The sequence below is a fragment of the Xenorhabdus yunnanensis genome (assembly GCF_028598805.1).
In the GTDB taxonomy this organism is placed as follows: Bacteria; Pseudomonadota; Gammaproteobacteria; order Enterobacterales; family Enterobacteriaceae; genus Xenorhabdus; species Xenorhabdus yunnanensis.
In genome coordinates this window covers 1-3,474 of record NZ_JAQRFI010000114.1, presented here as the reverse complement: position 1 = coordinate 3,474, position 3,474 = coordinate 1, and the positions used below count along the sequence as shown (strand labels likewise).

4 protein-coding genes are annotated in these 3,474 nt (G+C 51.8%); all 4 read left to right on the top strand.

Going from position 1 to position 3,474, the window contains the following annotated elements:
- Positions 1-313 (top strand): phage terminase large subunit (gene terL, locus PSI23_RS20740; RefSeq protein ID WP_273556850.1); only part of this gene is annotated, 313 nt, incomplete at its 5' end.
- Between the two features lie 4 nt (positions 314-317).
- The gene (locus PSI23_RS20735; RefSeq protein ID WP_273556849.1) at positions 318-1,805 is read left to right on the top strand and encodes a phage portal protein; all 1,488 of its coding nucleotides are present in this window, start codon (positions 318-320) and stop codon (positions 1,803-1,805) included.
- Positions 1,702-2,589 (top strand): hypothetical protein, encoded by an 888-nt coding sequence (locus PSI23_RS20730; RefSeq protein ID WP_273556848.1) that lies wholly within the window; start codon positions 1,702-1,704, stop codon positions 2,587-2,589. The genes PSI23_RS20735 and PSI23_RS20730 overlap by 104 nt, the downstream gene beginning before the upstream one ends.
- The gene (locus tag PSI23_RS20725) at positions 2,586-3,239 is read left to right on the top strand and encodes a DUF2612 domain-containing protein (RefSeq protein WP_273556847.1); all 654 of its coding nucleotides are present in this window, start codon (positions 2,586-2,588) and stop codon (positions 3,237-3,239) included. The genes PSI23_RS20730 and PSI23_RS20725 overlap by 4 nt, the downstream gene beginning before the upstream one ends.
- Positions 3,240-3,474: the final 235 nt, after the last annotated feature.

Here is a 3,474-nt window from a genome sequence, read left to right as displayed (position 1 = left end):
TGGCCGCCGTAAGCTGGTGGAAGATACCGCGAATGGCCCCGCGGTGCTTGACACCCTGAAAAACACCGTATCGGGATTAATTCCAATCAAGCCTGATGGAAGCAAGGTCGCCCGTGCTCACGCAGTCACAGCAGAATGGGAGGCAGGTAACATTTGGCTACCCCATAAAGACACCGCCCCGTGGGTGGTGGATACCGTGAACGAAATTACTACATTCCCTGTCGGTGCCCATGATGACGTGGTGGATGCCATGACACAGGCACTGCGCGATTTGTATCAGAAAAAAGGCAGTTTCTTTACAACCAAGAGGTAATGTTATGTGGCCTTTTGCCAAACGAAAACCGACCGAACAACCTGTTAAACGTTCGGCATTTTCGACTAACTTATATCCGGCACTTGCCAAAGAAAATGGCTTTAACGGGCTGGAACTGCCGCAGCCTACTATTGCAGGTGTGGCGATGGACTCGATTGAGGGTTCAATCCCTCAATTCAAAGCGGGCAGTGTCTACGGTGTTCCCGAAGCCCAAGCCGCATGGTATGCCAATCAGATGTTTATCGGCAACAATCTGTGTGCGGTGATCGCCAAGCACTGGCTGGTGGACAAGGCGTGCAATATGCCTGCCCGTGATGCTGTCCGGCAGGGGTATGAAATTGACTGTGAAGACAGCGCCGTTATCGACCATCTTAAGAAGCGGGATAAAAAATACCGCATCAACAACGCCCTGAAAGAGCTGGTGCATTTCGGGCGGGTGTACGGGGGACGGATTGCGTTGTTTGTCGTCGAGACCCCGAACCCGAAAGAATTCTACGAGAACCCTTTTAATCCTGATGGTATCCAGAAAGGGGCGTACAAAGGCATCAAGCAGCTTGATCCCCAGTGGGTGACGCCGGAACTGACCGCCGATAACGTGCAAGATCCGGCGTCGCTGAACTTCTACGAGCCAACCTATTACCGGATAGGCGGACGGCGTTATCACAAATCGCATCTGGTGAAGTTTGTGCCGTTCCCGGTGCCGAATGTGCTCAAGCCGATGTACAACTATTTTGGCGTTTCCGTGCCAGAGCGCGTGTATGAACGTGTTTATGCCGCCGAGCGTACCGCCAATGAAGCACCGCAACTGGCGATGACCAAGCGGTTATTGACCATTGGCATGGCAGATGCAGAAAACGCAGACAAAGGCGTGATTGCGGAGAATATCGAATATTTCGCCCTGATGCGGGATAACTACGGCGTTCAGATCGCCAGCAATTCAGACACCGTTCAGCAGTTCGATACCTCGCTGGCGGATTTAGACGCCACCATCATGACGCAATATCAGCTGGTCGCGGCCGCGGCCAATGTCCCCGCGACTAAGCTATTGGGTACGACCCCAAAGGGATTCAATTCCAGTGGCGAGTATGAAGAAGCGGCCTACCGTGAAGAGCTTGAGAGCATTCAGGCCAACGATTTAGAAGATTTGCTACAGCGTCATTATGACATTCTGTTGCGCAGCGAAGGACTGCCAATTGTGGATATCAGTATCTCATGGCGACCGCTCGACAGCCCGACTGCGGCTGAATATGCCGACATTGAACTGAAAGACTCCCAGACCGCCGTGAACTACGCCAACGTCGGGGCGGTGGATGGATTCGATATCCGCCAGAAGCTGGCTGCGGATAAAGAATCCAGTTACTTCGGCTTAGAGATTAACGAGGAAGACGATGGCGAAGAAGATCCGCCTGAAAGCGAAACGGGAACAGTGGGCAACGGCGCGGCAGGCGGTCATGAAGGGCAAGCCGCTCCACTATTCGGCGGCCTCAACTGATCGTTATCAGCGTGACCTGTCACGATTAATCAAACGGATGCTTAAGGATTACGAACAGGCATTAACCCAATTACAGGACGACTTCGAACCTAGGGCGATGGATGCCAGTATTGCCAGCCAGACCCGTATCTGGCTCAACAAGTTAAAGCGGCGCTGGGACAGCATATTTAACCGCAAAGCCGCAGAGATGGCGGATCAGTTTGTCAGCCAGACCGATTTAAACGCCAAACGCAATCTGGATGACTCCCTGAAACAACTCTCCGGCGGGCTGACCATTAAAACCCCTGACCGCCCGGCTGATGGCATTAAGCTGCTGCCCCATAGCGTCTATGTTTGTGTGGAAGGCGGCGACCGCGAGGAAATCGCCCGCGCCTTACTGCGCACCAAAACCATCGGGGCGGCCTATAACGGGGAAGAAGTGGTGACCGTGACAGAGCGGGTGAGCGGGCAGGAGTATGAGATCCGCTTTGACCGCCCCACGGAAAAAATCACCTTTTGCCGGGTCACGGTGAAAAAGTCCACGATGGACGCGCAAAGCCTTATTCCGGCGGCGATTGAGCAATGGGTACGGGGTGAGCAGGAAGGCGATAGCGGGCTGGTGGTCGGGCGTGAAGTCTCGCCGTTTGAAATCTCAGCGGCGATTAATGCCATTGAACCCCGGCTTTTTATTACCAAAGTGGAGCTTTCCCTTGATGGGCGGTCTTGGGAAATGGGCACTATTCCGGTCAAACTCAATGAAGTGGCGCGGCTGCATCGTGGCTCAGTACAGGTAATAATCACATGAAAATACAACAACTGGATTTTCATTCTGACCTGCTGCGGGCCATTCTCTGGCAGTATGAAAATGCGCCGAAGCTGAACACGCTGGCGCGTCGCAAAGCGGCGTATTTTGAGCAAAGTAACGTGACGTTTTGGCATAACTGGTATCGTGACGTGTTCAATATCGACACCGCTAACGATTTCGGGCTGGCGGTCTGGGCACGCATTCTGGATGTGTCGCTGGGGATTGATGTTGCGCCCAGTGACAAGACCAAAATTGGCTGGGGTTTTGGTAAGAAGCGTAACTTTAAGGGCAACTTCCGGCGCAATGCCGATTATACCCTGATGCTCACCGCTGAACAGAAGCGCCTGATTATCCGCATGCGCTACTTTAACCTGACCCAAAGCCCGACGGTCACCAACATCAACCTCTTTCTGGAGCGCTTTTTCTGGCGCAATGAAAGCAAGGTGTTTGTGCTCGATCCGTTGGATATGACGTATATGTATTACGTTTTCAACTTCAATCCTGATGAGCATTTACGGGTCTTACTGGAAAACTTTGACCTGATGCCACGCTCGTCTGGTGTCGGCGTCAAATTCCGTGTCGTGACGAAAAAAGCCTTTGGCTTTGGTAAAAAACACACCAACTACTTAAGCAGTAACTTCGGCGCTTAAATCCCTAAGTCGGTGTTTCATTATTGCCCACGGACAAAATAAATTTTATTACTGCAAGACATCTTGTTACATGCCATTCTCAGAGGACCAAAATGCAACAAGATGTATTAATAAACCACTCACTACGACAGACCAGAAAACTCTTTTTCCGTGTTGATAAACCCGATTTTTGATGTTTACGGGCGGAGAAGTCCTACCGCCTTCATATTAATTAGCAATGTACGTTGTTGATGAA

Excerpts from the sequence above, each read along its gene's own strand:
- PSI23_RS20735 (WP_273556849.1), top strand. The coding sequence starts at position 318 with ATGTGGCCTTTTGCCAAACGAAAACCGACCGAACAACCTGTTAAACGT.
- PSI23_RS20730 (WP_273556848.1), top strand. The coding sequence starts at position 1,702 with ATGGCGAAGAAGATCCGCCTGAAAGCGAAACGGGAACAGTGGGCAACG.
- PSI23_RS20725 (WP_273556847.1), top strand. The coding sequence starts at position 2,586 with ATGAAAATACAACAACTGGATTTTCATTCTGACCTGCTGCGGGCCATT.